The organism is Pediococcus stilesii, assembly GCF_001437075.1.
In the GTDB taxonomy this organism is placed as follows: domain Bacteria; phylum Bacillota; class Bacilli; order Lactobacillales; family Lactobacillaceae; genus Pediococcus; species Pediococcus stilesii.
The window spans coordinates 33417-46746 of sequence record NZ_JQBX01000012.1; the positions used below are offsets into that span (position 1 = coordinate 33417).

The following is a 13330-nucleotide window of genomic DNA, read 5'->3' on the forward strand; positions in this document are numbered from 1 at the left end:
AAATGAGTACATTACAACAAACACATTTAAATAATGGTTGGCAAAGCCGGTAACCAGGTTGTAATTTTGTCTAGGCAAGATACGACCTGAACGACAGATCGTATCTGTGCCGACCTCATTTGTGATGAACAAACGACTACTACGCCTGCATGGATTAATCAATTTCCATGCGGGCTATTTTTATGGACAAGCCCATGGTGGCTTGTCCTTTTTTATACCAAATTTTAAGGGAGTGTTGGATATGAAGAGAATGTTAGGTTTTATCGCCGTTATTGTTATTTTTCTTGGGTACGCATTTTTTACAGAAACAAATTCACAGGTGACCCAAAAGGGACAAGTCAAGGAAGTTGGCCTGCTTCAGTTAATGGATCAACCGGCTCTAAAACAAATTCAAAAAGGAATCTATGCTGGACTGGAAGAATCTGGATATAAAGTCGGAAAAAATTTGAAGGTTGATTATCAAAATGCTCAGGGGAATCAAAGTAACTTAAAAACAATGAGCGAAAAATTTGTTAATGAGAATGTGGATCTTGCAATTGGAATTACTACACCGGCTTCGATTTCACTTGCTAATGCAACCTCTAGCACGCCAATTTTAATGGGTGCCGTCACTGATCCAAAAGGCGCTGAACTTGTTCAGAATCTTAATCAACCTGAAAAAAACATTACTGGTGTTTCTGATCAAGCCCCCTTGGAAGAGCAATTAGGCTTGATTAAAGAACTGATGCCCAAAATGAAAACGCTCGGAATCATTTATACATCAAGCGATAATTCCGCCGTTACCCAATATAAAAAATTTAAAAAATTGGCGGATGCCGCTGGGGTAAAGACCAAAGCTTACTCTATTTCAAATTCAAACGATCTTAATCAAGTATCACAAACCATGGTCCAAGAAGTTGATGCCGTCTTCGTACCAACCGATAACACCATTGCGGGGGCGATGTCCACGTTAATCAAAAATGCGGATGCTGCTAAAGTACCTGTCTTTCCAACTGTTGATTCAATGGTTAAAGACGGCGGCGTTGCGACTTACAGTGTTAACCAATATAAACTGGGTGTCTTAACTGGTCAGATGGCCGCCAAAATATTAAAGGGTCAAAAAGTTAAAAATACACCCGTAGAATTTATTAAACATGGTGACTTAACAATCAACACCAAACAAGCTGCTGAACTTGGCGTAAAAATTCCTGCAAAATTGTTAGCGGAAGCTGAAAAGAATGGGGAGGTATTCAAATGAACTTAATTACATCTGCAATCGGACAAGGATTACTATGGGGATTACTGGGAATCGGATTATTTTTAACATTCCGAATCCTTGATTTCCCTGATATGACAGTTGAAGGAACATTTCCACTGGGAGCTGCAGTTAGCGTTACAGCAATTGCACACGGCGTTAATCCCCTGTTAGCTACACTTTTGGCGTTTGGAGCCGGTATGATTGCCGGCTTGATTACGGGCCTTTTATACACTAAGGGCCGCATTCCAATTTTGCTCGCTGGAATCTTGGTAATGACCGCTTGTTATTCCATCAATCTCCGAATCATGGGAACATCCAACGTTTCCTTGCTTGGAAAGCAAACACTCTTTAGCACTAAATTTTTAACATCTTTACCAAAGTTCTTCGATAGCGTTTTTCTTGGTATGTTAATTATTATTGTCGTTGTTGCACTACTTGCCCTTTTTCTTCAAACGGATCTAGGACAATCGTTTATCGCAACCGGTGATAATGAAAAAATGGCGAAGTCACTTGGAATTAACACCGACCAAATGAAGAATATGGGACTAATGGTATCAAACGGCTTAATTGCTGTTTCGGGTGCTTTAATTGCCCAAAGTGACGGATATTCCGACGTTAACATGGGTATTGGAATCATCGTTATTGGTCTTGCATCTATTATCATTGGCGAAGTTGTTTTTGGCGAACTAACCATGAACCAACGTCTAATCGCCGTCGTTTGTGGAAGTATTATCTATCGATTCGTTCTACTGCTTGTTTTAAAAGCGGGCTTTGGAACCAACGATTTAAACTTAATTTCTTCCCTAGTTCTGGCACTATGTCTGATGCTTCCAACCCTTCGAAATAAATTTCAATTAAATCGGATTGTTGAACGTGGTACGGCAATTCCATCAAAGGAGCGTAACGAAAATGAGTAATCCAATAATTTTAGAGCTTAAAAATGTTACCGTTTATGTAAACCGGCACACTGCCGAAGAAATTAAAATCTTAAATAACGTTAACTTGATTGTCCGTAAAAACGACTTTATTACGTTACTTGGTTCCAATGGTGCCGGAAAATCAACTCTTTTCAACGTTATTGCGGGAAATCTAGCCATTGATGAAGGACAAATTTTAATTGATGGAAAAGACATTTCACATCTCTCTGAAGAAAAACGCACCAAGTTTATCAGCCGTGTTTTTCAGGATCCCAAGCTTGGTACCGCCCCTCGAATGACGGTTGCTGAAAATCTCCTTCTGGCTACCAAACGGGGTGAACGACGGGGGCTTCACCTTCGTCAACTTAATCAACACATGGAAGACTTTAAAAAAATTACCGCAACCATGCCAAACAAATTGAGCGAACGTTTAAAAACGCCTACCGGAAATTTATCCGGTGGACAACGCCAAGCGTTAAGTTTCCTAATGGCTACAATTAAAAAGCCCGACATTTTATTGCTTGACGAACATACGGCTGCGCTCGATCCTAAAACCAGCGCCGAACTAATGGAAGCCACGCAAAAAAGAGTGACTGAAGATCATTTAACCGCCATGATGATTACTCATCATCTAACAGATGCGGTTAAATACGGCAATCGCTTGATTGTTATGAAGGATGGGCAAATCACTCAAGATTTAAATGCCAACGAAAAGGCGCAAGCAAATATCGAGGAACTAAAAATTTACTAGTCTAATTTTAAATGGGAGAATGACAATCGATGGTTGTCATTCTCCCATTTTTATGTGAAATATTAGTCCGGTTATACTCATTCTTCCGTTAAACTTTGTTCCATTATTCCGCGGATATCTGAGATATATTCCCGTAAACTTTCCTGAGCCTTTTGATAACTTTCAAGGTCGCTTGCTTCATGGTATTTAGCATAAAAACCATCAAGTCCTCCTGCCGCAAATTCGTATTCATATGCATAAACTTTGTCATACTGCGCGGTAAAGTTAGCCAACAATTCATGATAGCTTCCATCGATTTGGAGTACCATTTGAATTGTCCTAAAATCAGTGTAGGCCAGCTCAAATTGGATCGCCCATGCCCGCATAAACTCATGATGATTTTGGATATGTAGAAAGTGGTGTTCTGCAGTCCATTCCAAACGATCTAAAGAATCTTTAACATCTAACATTTTAATTACCTCCATTCATTTTTAACCACCTAGAGTATATCGCGATGAATTAATTATTTATATTAAAACGACTTAGTTTATTAATCGAATATTTCGAATTAATTCGATTTTTATAAAGACATCATCCCCAAAATATAGTTCATCCCCCGAATATCCTAAGATCTTCCCTTGGATTTCCTCTGCCAATTGATTGTTTTGATCACGTTCATCAATTTGAACAACCACTTCCCTGCATTTAGTTATTGCGACTTCAATTGTAGCCGCAATTTGTTGTTTAGAGTCTTGCGGTCGAATTTTTTGATTCAATCTTTGTCGCTTATTTTCTGCTTCCACGTTTAACATGCTGGTATGGTCCGATAAATAGTATCCTTGCCACTTCATCATCCCGCGATCAACGTAATACTTTTCGAAAAAGACCTCGACATCCTCTTCTTTAAATTCCCATTGTGCCACCTTTCGCTCCTGTTCCGTTAATGTTGAATCATGCGGTGATTAGATTGCCAATGCAAATCTTCAAAACCAATAAATTCAATTGATAAATTAGTCTGTTTTTTAATTAAATTAATTATCTCTTCTAAATATTCCAGATCATACTTCTTTACCGCATGCAGTGGTACCGATTTAATTCTTCGATTTTTGGGTTGAATGTGGAAGAAAAAATTAAACTCTTCGTCAAATTTATCGTTAACTACTTCGATTCGATATAGTGTCTGATTCATTCGTTTAAATAAAATCTGAATGCGTCTCATAATAATATCCAAGTCTCTATTCATATGCGTTTCCCCCGTTATGTCCTCCAACAAGATTGGCTCGATCAATCGCGGTTCCTCCCCGCAGTTTACTTCGTGCATACACCAACGACTTGAAGCCAAACTTTTCCCGGATTTTATCCACAGTACAATCCACATCATACTTTTTAATCTGCTGGCTAATTGGATCAAAAAGCTCCAACTGTTGGCCACGCATTGTTGATAGCCGACTGGTGTATACCGCAATATTACGAACAACTTGCCCCTGCCAGTGTGATCTAAACATCGCAATCAATTCTCGAACAACATCGTGATTACCATTTGTTGGTGGAATTTTTCGGGATAAACTAAATCCCTCTCGCCCATCATCTTGCGCTGATTGATACGAAAATCCAATTCCGAGTGCTAAACATTGCGTTTGCTTTCCTCGATGTCGCAAACGTGCAGCCACTTGTTCACCAATTTCTTTAATAACCGTCTCAATCTCAGAACGATTAGAATAATCCCGCGGCAAAACCTGTGAATTACCAATACTATGCTCTTTAACTTGGGCGGGTTTTTCCAAATCACTTCGATCAACTCCCCATGCCGTGGCAAATAGCTGCCATCCAATAATGCCTAAATGTTCCCTTAAATAAAACGGATTAGCGTGCGCTAAATCATTCATGTTATAGATTCCCAATCGATTTAAATTCTTTTCCGTCTGCCTCCCAATTCCCCATACATCAGTGAGACAATTAATCGTCCAAATCTTTTTTTGAACTGAGCCATAGTTAATCACCCCGATTAAGTCTGAACTCTTTTTTGCATAAACGTCTAATGCAATTTTAGCTTGAACAGGATTTTCGCCAATCCCAATTGTCGTATATAATCCCAATTCATCTCGGACGGTCCGCTGAATTATCCTGGCAACCTGCAACGGGCTTTTACCGAATAGCCGCCATGAGTGCGTTAAATCCAAAATCGATTCATCAATTGAGTACGGCCATAAATCTTCATCTGGAACAAAGCGCCGAAAGATGTTATTAATTTGTAAATTTTTTTGAATGTATAAATTCATCCTTGGGGGTACAACAATTAAATCATTGGCCTGCGGTAAATCTCTTTGTCGCGAGACATTCGCTTTTAACCCGTACTCTTTTTTAGCGTGTGGTGATGTCGCTAATATCAACCCACCGTTGGTATTTTCCTGTTCAGACATGACAACTAATGAAACATCCAGCGGATTAAGTCCCCTTTTAACTGCCTCACAGCTGGCATAGAAAGATTTATTATCAATTAAAAAGTACACACCATGCGGTTCACCAGAATAATCCATCACATTCACCAACCTTGTTACGAACTTACACCTTTATTTTCGAACAAATGTTCGCATTAGTCAAGTGTGTTTTTTGATATTAAAAAACGAGAAAACCATGACCATTCTTCTTCAAGTCGATTTCCTCGTCCATTTAAATTATTTTTTTGGATAACTTATTTTTCTAGAAAAAAGCAACGCTACCACTACCAGCACCATAGTAAAGTAAAATCCATAATGGACACCGTTGGTAAATGCTGCATTTAATGCATGGCTTCCATACTGGCTTTGGTAGGCTAACTGCCCCATCCCCAGTAAACTGGTTGCCAGTGCCGTGGCAATTGCTCCAACAATCTGCTGCATTGTATTCATAATTGTACTACCATCCCCAGATTGTGCCCCCGTAAGAGCGTTTAAAGCATAGGTCTGAGCTGGTGACATGGCTAAAGTACATCCCACCATCAGAACTATATGTGCAATGATAATGTAAGCAACGCTCGTTTTCGTGCTCATCATTGCCATCATAATTAAACCGATCAAAGCAATAATCAACCCCAATCTTACTGGCATTTTTGCTCCAACCCGATCATACAATCGTCCAGCAACTCCCGACATTAAAGCATTAACTAAGCCACCCGGAAACATAATAATACCGGTTAGGGCAACTGGTAGAAGTAATCCTTTTTGAATATACAGCGGTAATAAATACATTGCTGATAGAATAATCGCAAAATCCAGCATCATAATGGTCGCTCCGACCCTAAATTCAGAAATACTAAAAATTTTTAAATTTAAAACGGGGACTTCAAGCGTCAATTGTCGTTTAACGTAAATAAATAAAACGAGTACTCCTAAAATTAACGTTCCGACGACGATTGGCGATGTCCATCCTTTTTCACTAGCAAAGCTGACCCCAATCACAACACTTGAAAAACCAATTACCGATTCAAATAATGAAATTACGTCTACTTTTGGTTTAGTAACTTCTCCAACGTTTTTTAAATAAAAAATTGCAAAAAACAGTGCTACTAATAATAGTGGCACAAAAATCCAAAAGACCCATTGCCAAGATAATTTAGCCAAAACAATTCCTGTAACTGTAGGACCCAACGCAGGGGCAAACATGATCACTAGCGCACACATGCCCATGATTGCGCCTAATTTATACGGCGGAAAAATTAACATTGCTACCGTAAACATCATCGGTAAAATCAATCCCGTTGCAATTCCCTGGATCATCCTACCGAAAAGAAGCATTCCAAAAGAGACCGACATTGCTGATATAATTGCTCCAACCAAAAATGCTAGCAAACCAAATATAATAATTTGACGGGTTGTAAACCACTTAGATATCAAGCTTGAAAAAGGTAAAACAATTCCAATCACTAACATATATCCGGTTACCAGCCACTGAATCGTCCCCGTACCAACACTTAAACTACCCATTAATTTAGGTAACGCAATATTCAACGATGTTTCGCTAAACATTCCGACGAATGCCCCAATCAACATGCTGGTCATCACCAAAAAAGGGTGTTCTACTGGCACTCTTGCTTGCATTGCTTCGTTATTTCTAATTTTTTGTTCCAAAATAATCCCTCTCTCAAAAACGTAACTCGATTACTATATCAGAACAAAAAATTTTTCGTAAGTTTTATTTTTTAAAAATTTAAAATTAAGCTAGATTCTTTTTTCTAATTCGCCCTTTGTCTTTAATTCCTGAACAGTTGCATTAATAACTCCGCCGAGTAATAAAATTAATGCCGAAAAATTCAACCAAAACATGATGACAATAAAGGTTCCTAGCGTTTTATAGCTGGTCACTGACTTGGCAAAATATTGCAAATAAACTGAAAATAATTGCGATAGTAGCATTGAGCCAATCGTGGCAGTAATTGCTCCAGGAAGAACGTATTTAAATTTTATTTTTACGTTTGGAGCCAGGTAGTACAACACCATAAGACCAATAAATATTCCAACTAACGTTAGTGGCCACTTAACCTGACCAATTACATCAAACCAATTTCTGGGTAATTTTAAAATAGGTGTCAGATATTCAACCACGGCTTGACTAAAACTAAATACAATAATCAATATCCCCATAACTACAACAATTATAATTGTCAAAATGAAAGAAATAATCCGATTAACGATTGAATTCTGTGGCTTATCAATACCATATGCCCGATTAATCGCACCACGAAAGGCGGCAACTACTTGACTAGCAGAATACAAGGTTAAAATTACACTCAATGAAAAAACGCCACCATTTCCCTGTTCCAAAAAGTCTTTTACAATTGGTCCCATAATTTCATAGATTGCGGGAGGAACGGCAGTTTTAATATATGCCAAAGCCGTGTCGGAATGGACATTTAAAAGTGGCAGAATGCTTCCCAAAAACATTACAGCGGGAAAAACAGAAAGCAAGGAATAGTATGATAAAACAATTGCATTATTTGATACTTCTGCATCCCCAAACCGTTTAAATAGTGCTCTAGAAAAAGTCATCGTTTTTCTCTTTACTACTTCAAATTTCATCGATATAACCCCCTTCACCATCAAAAGTCGGTTGATAATTTTTAAATCATATTCTTATACTTATTATTGCAAATATATTATCAAAATTACCATCGATATGCATAAAATAATAAAAAAAGCTAACCTTAACTTTTCAAGGTTAGCTTTAGAGAAAACGTTTTATTTAATCATGCGTAATACGAAATTTTTCAAGTGGATTAACGCACCACCAATACAGAAATTGGTGCGTATTTTGCCATGTAAGAGGCTTGTGATCCAAAATATTTAGCCATTCCCGTCTTTGATGAAGAACCAATGACTAATAAGTCTGGATCAACACTTGGGATTACATTTTTAACGATTGTTTCACCGGCTTCGCCCTCTGCAATGTACGTTTGAACTTTTTTAATTCCAAATTCTATTGCAATTTTACGGTAACTTTGCAAATGTTTTTCTAGTTCCGCCCGTTGTTGGCTAATGAAATTTTTATCTAAAGCTTGGTAGATATTGATATCATTTTCCTCAATTACGGTTACTAAATCTAACTCTGCTTCATCTTGCTTAGCACGGTTCATCGCAAAACGGAATGCGAGCTGTGCGTCTGGTGAATCGTCGACTCCGACTAAAATTTTACTAAATCTTTTTGGATCAAATTCTCTTGAACTCATGGCTTCTCTCCCCTTGCTAATTTTTATCGCTTGAGTACGGTTGATTATCAATCCCCGTCCGTACTAATAATACATCTGTTTGCGCCGTTCGGACAGCATAATCCGCAACCGAACCAATCATCGCTCTTTGAAGGGCATTCAATCCGGTTGCACCCATCATCACCAGGTCCGTTCCGAGCTTTTGTGGTATATCCACAGCAACTATTGATTTAGGTTCCCCAGCTTCTACATAGACACTTATATCATGGAAATCATATTTATGCTCAATCTGATCCTTTAAGTCATCAACGTACGCTTTAGCTTTTAGGAGTGATACTTCAACGTAGTCCATATTTGACCCCATGTGTCCATAAATATCCAAAAAACGTGAAGACTGAATTACAGTTACAATGTCTAAGTGAGCTTGGTTACGCTGCGCCACCGAAATCGCCTTTTTTAACGCAAGTTCCCCGTTAGTGGAACCATCAACTGGAACTAAAATTTTCTTATATTTAAGCATATCCATCACTCCCCCTATAGTTTCTATTATCATTATAATAAATTTCCTAAGATAGCGCTACCAATAGTATGTAATAAAATGGCGGCCACCTGCACCATAGCTTTTACCTTAAGAAGCGGTGTGCCACCATTACCATTTCCTGATTTGTTTGTACTAGCCCGTCTTTAACCCACTGCACTACCATTTGATTTAATCCACCCGCCACAAAGTTTACCCACATGACTGGGATATCCGTGCGAAGCTTAAAAATTCCCTGCTCAATTAAGTCCGTTAAATAAAAATTCAATTTATCATATAAACGGTCATTTAAATTTGCATCAATTAAGGCTTCGATATATGAGGCATTCCGCCGACAAATAGAGAAAAAAGCCTCCAAGAACGTTCCAATGTCATGATTAGGTCTCAGCATTAGGTAATTAAAAAAATCAGTAAAAATTTGGTCAATTTTATAATCGATAATTTGGTCTTTAGTTTTAAAACTTCGATAATATGACATTCTTGATACCGATGCCGTTTGACATATGTTACTTACCGAAATACTGGCTAAGTCATTATCTTTTAGTAATTTAAATAATGCATCGACAATTTTCTGTTTTGTTACTTCATGATTAGCCATTAATTTTATCCCTCACAAAATTCGAACTAAATACACCTCGTGACAAAAGCCCTTTAGACTATTAACGATGTGTTTTGCCCGACTTGATTTAGAACAGATTCCAAAAACGGTTGGTCCCGTCCCACTCATCTGAGCGGCATCCGCCCCATACTGCTTGATTCTGTCTTTTATTTTTAAAACCTCGGGATGTTCTTTCCCAGTCACCTGTTCCAAAACGTTTCCCATACAACGACAAATACTATCATAATCTTCTCGGTCGATGGCGTCGAGCATTAAATCAATGTTTGAATGCTGCAGTTCCTTATGTTCAATCTTACTGAGAATGTACGGTGTTGAAACGCTTAACTTAGGTTTAGCCAATACTACCCACATAGGTGGTAATTTTTTTAAGGGAATCACCTTTTCCCCCTTACCTAAAACGTGCGCCGTGCGACTGTACACACAAAATGGAACGTCAGAATCAATCTCTAAACCAATTTGCGCGAGTTCCTCTAGGCTAAGGTTAAGCTTCCAAAGTTTATTCAAACCTCGTAAAACCGCCGCAGCGTCCGATGATCCTCCACCCAAACCCGCCGCAACTGGAATATGCTTTCGAATTTCAATAATTACCTTGGCCCGAACGCGATACTTTTCCTGTAAAATTCGAGCAGCTTGGTACGCCAAGTTACGATGATCATTTGGCAAAAAACCGGTATTAGTCCGTACCTTAATGCCCTTCTTACCCGAAATACTCTCAATTTTTACGTAATCAGCCAAATCAACTGAAGTCATTATCATATTCCATTCTGGAAGACCATCATCATGGTTAAATGGAGTATCTAAAAATAAATTCAGTTTAGCCGGAGCTTTCTCGGTGATTTCCATTCAGTTCACCTGTTTCGTTTGCTTTTAACATAAATTATACTAAAAAAAGGCAAAAATAAAAAAGGCTAATAGCTAATTCACTTAAAAGCTTAACTATTGCCCCATTATTAGATATTATTCTTCATCGTCATCAAAATCGTCTTCAGCTTCATCAGATGCTAACTCTTCATCGTCATCAATCTCATCGTTAAAGTTAATCTTGATGTTCTTTGTCAAAATATCCGTGTAACTGTACGACACACGTTCGAAGGAGTTCTCGTCTTGATCCAAATCTACCACGAAAACAGCTGGGTATGTCATGTGTAGACGTCCACGACGCTTTGTTACTTTCTTGCGTCCAGCTTGAGCGACCACCATTAATTCTTCCCCGATGCGACCATCGAGCCTATCTTTAATTGTAGCTAGTGTGATTGGCATTAACTTCACCTTCCCATGTGAAACATTTTATCATAGTTTCACAAAGTTTGCAATTTTACCACACCATCTATTGAATATCAACGCTTTACATTTCATTTTTTTATGCTTTAAGGGGATGAAATCGGATTATTTTCGAATCAATCCTTCTTTTTTAATTCGATTATGCAATTTGATGAAATCTAGCACCGTAAGCCGTTCTGGGCGAATTTGTGGATCAATTTCCAAATCATCCAGAACTGTTTGAATTTTGGCCTTTATGGCAGGATCTTTTCCATATAATCCTTGCATATTATTCCAAAGATTTTTTCGCCGATGCATAAAACAACCGTGGACGGTTTTAAAGAAATCTTTATCATCGTCTGGCATCACTTCCCAGTTTGCGTGTGGTGTTAAGCTCACAATGGCAGAATCAACTTTCGGACGCGGCACAAAGACCTTTGAAGGAACCTCAAATTCAACTTGCGTATCCATTTTATATTGCACCACAATTGATAGAGAACCATATTCTTTATCACCTGGTTTCGCTGTTAAACGCTCTGCAACCTCTTTTTGCATCATCACGACCATTTTGTCGATTGGCAATGTGCTCGCCATAAACGTCTTCAAAATTGGCGTTGTAATGTAATATGGAAGGTTAGCGACCACTTTCATATGATGGTCACCATCTAAATACTTCTCAACTTCCTCATTGACATTTGCTTTAAGCACGTCTTCATTTACAATCGTAATGTTATCGTAAGGGTCTAGCGTCTCATCCAAAACATTCATTAAGTTTTGATCAATTTCAAAAGCTAACACATGATGTGCTTGTTTAGCCAATTGTTCAGTTAAGCTTCCAATTCCAGGTCCAACTTCAATCACATCGTCCTCACGTGATATTTCAGCCGCTGCGACAATATTTAGAAGCACGTTAGGATCCGTTAAAAAATTTTGGCCTAAACTTTTTTTAGCAGATAGCCCATATTTTTCTAAAATAGCCCGTGTTCGAGTTGGGTTTCCAATATCCATGTGATTATTCATTAATTCCTCCATTAATTTGCGTCATTGCCACATCAAAGGCTTTCTTTTCGACTTGAAATAGTTGCAGTCTTTTAGGAAGTTGTTTGGCATTGACATAGCCAATTCCCAACAGCTCCCCTAATTGAATTCGCCGCTGTTTAGCATTTTTTCCAATAATTAAGCCGGCATTGATTAGATCATCCTGCGTAATTTGAGGAAGTGCATCCTCGTCTTCCGTATACAAATGTTCCAACGCCTGACGAATTGCCTCCGGAGTAGCATGCTCAACACCTAGGCTCCCTTTATGATCAGGAACGGCGTCGCGGCGTTTTAAAAATGCATGTTTTACGCTTGGAACTTCGGCCGAAATCGTCTTACGAATTTTTTCTCCAGAAAAATCAGGATCGGTGAAAACAATCACCCCTCGTGTTTCCTGAAGTTGTCGAATTTGTTCGATCGTCTCATCTGAAAGTGCAGATCCTCTTGTTTCAAGAGTGTCCGCGTTTACTGCTAAATTGATTCTTTTTGTATCATCTTTACCTTCAACAACAATTACTTCTTTAATTTTCTTCATTTTCAATCCCATATAGTTTGCAAGTATTATTATAAGTAGCCTGAGCCAGGACATCTGGATTCATATCTCGATGTCTTGCAAGTGCCTCAAGTACATACAGAGCATAGGCTGGTTCGTTTTGTTTGCCACGTAATGGTTCCGGTGCCAGATAAGGTGCGTCAGTTTCAACCATGATTCGATCTAATGGAACTTGACGAACTGCTTCGTGAACGTCTTTAGTTTTTTTAAAGCTAGCCACTCCACTAAATGAAATGTTCATTCCGAGGTCAAGAAACTTTTCCATCCATTCCACATTACCGTTAAAGCTGTGCATAACGCCATCGATGTTTTTTCCAACATTTTTTAGGATTGCATACGTGTCCTCTGTCGCTTCCCGATTATGAATCGCAATTGGTAATTTGTTTTTCATTGCAATTTCAATTTGTTCTTCAAAAACTTTTCTTTGTACTTTTTGTGGCGAGGTATCCCAGTGATAGTCTAAGCCAATCTCACCCAATGCCACCACTCGTGGATGTTGGAGCTGTTGCATTAATTTTGTACGTTCAGCCTCATGGAAATCTTTAGCATCCTCAGGGTGCCAGCCCACAATGGCATACGTGTTTGAATACTTTTCAGCTAACTTAATTGCGCGTTCGTTTAAAAGTGTGTTAGAACCCACCTGCGCAGTCGCAACAACTCCAAGCTTTTGCGCGTGTTTAAGATACTGCTCCTCATTTCCCCAAAATGCTTCATCGTTCAAATGAGTGTGCGAGTCAAAAATTTTCATTCTTATCTCC

17 protein-coding genes are annotated in these 13330 nt (G+C 38.6%); 3 read left to right on the plus strand and 14 right to left on the minus strand.

Annotated features, from left to right (window positions below):
* Positions 1-241: 241 nt before the first annotated feature.
* The 3 genes from trpX to IV81_RS06355 are packed head-to-tail and all read left to right on the plus strand — an operon-like array spanning position 242 to position 2905.
* Positions 242-1237 carry a tryptophan ABC transporter substrate-binding protein gene (gene trpX, locus IV81_RS06345; RefSeq protein ID WP_057803414.1) on the plus strand — a complete coding sequence of 332 codons (996 nt, stop codon included), beginning with the start codon at positions 242-244 and terminating at the stop codon, positions 1235-1237.
* Positions 1234-2154 (plus strand): ABC transporter permease, encoded by a 921-nt coding sequence (locus IV81_RS06350; RefSeq protein WP_057803416.1) that lies wholly within the window; start codon positions 1234-1236, stop codon positions 2152-2154. Before trpX ends, IV81_RS06350 begins: the two co-directional genes overlap by 4 nt.
* The gene (locus tag IV81_RS06355) at positions 2147-2905 is read left to right on the plus strand and encodes an ABC transporter ATP-binding protein (RefSeq protein WP_057803418.1); all 759 of its coding nucleotides are present in this window, start codon (positions 2147-2149) and stop codon (positions 2903-2905) included. The genes IV81_RS06350 and IV81_RS06355 overlap by 8 nt, the downstream gene beginning before the upstream one ends.
* Positions 2906-2982: 77 nt before the next feature.
* Here IV81_RS06355 and IV81_RS06360 read toward each other — a convergent pair whose 3' ends face one another.
* The 14 genes from IV81_RS06360 to IV81_RS06425 all read right to left on the minus strand — a co-directional run bounded on the left by IV81_RS06360 (position 2983) and on the right by IV81_RS06425 (position 13320).
* Complete coding sequence (locus IV81_RS06360; protein ID WP_057803420.1) at positions 2983-3354, minus strand: hypothetical protein; 372 nt, start codon at positions 3352-3354, stop codon at positions 2983-2985.
* Between the two features lie 72 nt (positions 3355-3426).
* Positions 3427-3807: a hypothetical protein gene (locus tag IV81_RS06365; protein WP_057803422.1), complete on the minus strand. Its 381-nt coding sequence runs from the start codon at positions 3805-3807 to the stop codon at positions 3427-3429.
* A gap of 17 nt (positions 3808-3824) precedes the next feature.
* Positions 3825-4127, minus strand: a complete 303-nt coding sequence (locus tag IV81_RS06370) for a hypothetical protein (RefSeq protein WP_057803424.1) — start codon at positions 4125-4127, stop codon at positions 3825-3827.
* Positions 4120-5421 carry a Y-family DNA polymerase gene (locus IV81_RS06375; RefSeq protein WP_057803426.1) on the minus strand — a complete coding sequence of 434 codons (1302 nt, stop codon included), beginning with the start codon at positions 5419-5421 and terminating at the stop codon, positions 4120-4122. The genes IV81_RS06370 and IV81_RS06375 overlap by 8 nt, the downstream gene beginning before the upstream one ends.
* Positions 5422-5559: 138 nt before the next feature.
* Positions 5560-6960: a DHA2 family efflux MFS transporter permease subunit gene (locus tag IV81_RS06380; RefSeq protein WP_057803481.1), complete on the minus strand. Its 1401-nt coding sequence runs from the start codon at positions 6958-6960 to the stop codon at positions 5560-5562.
* Positions 6961-7080: 120 nt separating this feature from the next.
* Positions 7081-7938, minus strand: a complete 858-nt coding sequence (locus IV81_RS06385; protein WP_057803428.1) for a YihY/virulence factor BrkB family protein — start codon at positions 7936-7938, stop codon at positions 7081-7083.
* Between the two features lie 197 nt (positions 7939-8135).
* Positions 8136-8585, minus strand: coding sequence for a universal stress protein (locus tag IV81_RS06390; protein WP_057803430.1), 450 nt, complete (start codon positions 8583-8585; stop codon positions 8136-8138).
* Positions 8586-8601: 16 nt separating this feature from the next.
* Positions 8602-9084, minus strand: coding sequence for a universal stress protein (locus IV81_RS06395; protein WP_057803483.1), 483 nt, complete (start codon positions 9082-9084; stop codon positions 8602-8604).
* Positions 9085-9187: 103 nt separating this feature from the next.
* Positions 9188-9700, minus strand: a complete 513-nt coding sequence (locus IV81_RS06400) for a TetR/AcrR family transcriptional regulator (protein WP_057803432.1) — start codon at positions 9698-9700, stop codon at positions 9188-9190.
* A gap of 12 nt (positions 9701-9712) precedes the next feature.
* Complete coding sequence (ispE, locus tag IV81_RS06405; protein WP_057803434.1) at positions 9713-10564, minus strand: 4-(cytidine 5'-diphospho)-2-C-methyl-D-erythritol kinase; 852 nt, start codon at positions 10562-10564, stop codon at positions 9713-9715.
* Positions 10565-10678: 114 nt separating this feature from the next.
* Positions 10679-10981: a Veg family protein gene (locus IV81_RS06410; protein ID WP_057803436.1), complete on the minus strand. Its 303-nt coding sequence runs from the start codon at positions 10979-10981 to the stop codon at positions 10679-10681.
* 126 nt (positions 10982-11107) lie between these two features.
* Positions 11108-12001 carry a 16S rRNA (adenine(1518)-N(6)/adenine(1519)-N(6))-dimethyltransferase RsmA gene (gene rsmA, locus IV81_RS06415; protein WP_057803438.1) on the minus strand — a complete coding sequence of 298 codons (894 nt, stop codon included), beginning with the start codon at positions 11999-12001 and terminating at the stop codon, positions 11108-11110.
* On the minus strand, positions 11994-12554 hold the full coding sequence (gene rnmV, locus IV81_RS06420; protein WP_057803440.1) for a ribonuclease M5: 561 nt from the start codon (positions 12552-12554) through the stop codon (positions 11994-11996). The genes rsmA and rnmV overlap by 8 nt, the downstream gene beginning before the upstream one ends.
* Positions 12541-13320 carry a TatD family hydrolase gene (locus IV81_RS06425; protein WP_057803442.1) on the minus strand — a complete coding sequence of 260 codons (780 nt, stop codon included), beginning with the start codon at positions 13318-13320 and terminating at the stop codon, positions 12541-12543. The genes rnmV and IV81_RS06425 overlap by 14 nt, the downstream gene beginning before the upstream one ends.
* Between the last annotated feature and the right edge of the window lie 10 nt (positions 13321-13330).

Coding starts and splice junctions, on each gene's coding strand:
- trpX (WP_057803414.1), top strand. CDS start 242: ATGAAGAGAATGTTAGGTTTTATCGCCGTTATTGTTATTTTTCTTGGG.
- IV81_RS06350 (WP_057803416.1), top strand. CDS start 1,234: ATGAACTTAATTACATCTGCAATCGGACAAGGATTACTATGGGGATTA.
- IV81_RS06355 (WP_057803418.1), top strand. CDS start 2,147: ATGAGTAATCCAATAATTTTAGAGCTTAAAAATGTTACCGTTTATGTA.
- IV81_RS06360 (WP_057803420.1), bottom strand. CDS start 3,354: ATGTTAGATGTTAAAGATTCTTTAGATCGTTTGGAATGGACTGCAGAA.
- IV81_RS06370 (WP_057803424.1), bottom strand. CDS start 4,127: ATGAATAGAGACTTGGATATTATTATGAGACGCATTCAGATTTTATTT.
- IV81_RS06375 (WP_057803426.1), bottom strand. CDS start 5,421: ATGGATTATTCTGGTGAACCGCATGGTGTGTACTTTTTAATTGATAAT.
- IV81_RS06380 (WP_057803481.1), bottom strand. CDS start 6,960: ATGCAAGCAAGAGTGCCAGTAGAACACCCTTTTTTGGTGATGACCAGC.
- IV81_RS06385 (WP_057803428.1), bottom strand. CDS start 7,938: ATGAAATTTGAAGTAGTAAAGAGAAAAACGATGACTTTTTCTAGAGCA.
- IV81_RS06390 (WP_057803430.1), bottom strand. CDS start 8,585: ATGAGTTCAAGAGAATTTGATCCAAAAAGATTTAGTAAAATTTTAGTC.
- IV81_RS06395 (WP_057803483.1), bottom strand. CDS start 9,084: ATGCTTAAATATAAGAAAATTTTAGTTCCAGTTGATGGTTCCACTAAC.
- IV81_RS06400 (WP_057803432.1), bottom strand. CDS start 9,700: ATGGCTAATCATGAAGTAACAAAACAGAAAATTGTCGATGCATTATTT.
- ispE (WP_057803434.1), bottom strand. CDS start 10,564: ATGGAAATCACCGAGAAAGCTCCGGCTAAACTGAATTTATTTTTAGAT.
- IV81_RS06410 (WP_057803436.1), bottom strand. CDS start 10,981: ATGCCAATCACACTAGCTACAATTAAAGATAGGCTCGATGGTCGCATC.
- rsmA (WP_057803438.1), bottom strand. CDS start 12,001: ATGAATAATCACATGGATATTGGAAACCCAACTCGAACACGGGCTATT.
- rnmV (WP_057803440.1), bottom strand. CDS start 12,554: ATGAAGAAAATTAAAGAAGTAATTGTTGTTGAAGGTAAAGATGATACA.
- IV81_RS06425 (WP_057803442.1), bottom strand. CDS start 13,320: ATGAAAATTTTTGACTCGCACACTCATTTGAACGATGAAGCATTTTGG.